The organism is Cobetia sp. SIMBA_158 (genome assembly GCF_046566945.1).
GTDB classification, from domain to species: domain Bacteria; phylum Pseudomonadota; class Gammaproteobacteria; order Pseudomonadales; family Halomonadaceae; genus Cobetia; species Cobetia amphilecti.
In genome coordinates this window covers 1-256 of sequence record NZ_JAWJYL010000673.1, presented here as the reverse complement: position 1 = coordinate 256, position 256 = coordinate 1, and the positions used below count along the sequence as shown (strand labels likewise).

At 68.4% G+C, this 256-nt stretch carries 1 protein-coding gene; it reads right to left on the bottom strand.

Annotation, left to right across the window (positions count from 1 at the left end; genetic code table 11):
• A partial coding sequence (locus R2R70_RS21520) for a TRSP domain-containing protein (protein WP_410979128.1) occupies nt 1-209 on the bottom strand: 209 nt, incomplete at its 3' end.
• Nucleotides 210-256 lie beyond the last annotated feature (47 nt).

Here is a 256-nt window from a genome sequence, read left to right as displayed (position 1 = left end):
CCGTAGTTGTCGGAGAACGACAGCGCGTGCTCGATGGCGTGGCCCAGCGCGATGGGGGACCGGGTGGTCGAACCGAAGCGGACATCCGCGCCCGATCGCTCCAGGCGTTCCGCCAGCAGGAAAGGACGCCAGACGAACTCGCCGGTGCCTACCACGATGACTTTCTCGCCGGGCTGGATCCGGATGCCCGGCGCGAGCGTGTCGTCCACATGGCGAACGCCCAGGCGTCCCCAGTCATTTCGGGGTGAGAGCGGCC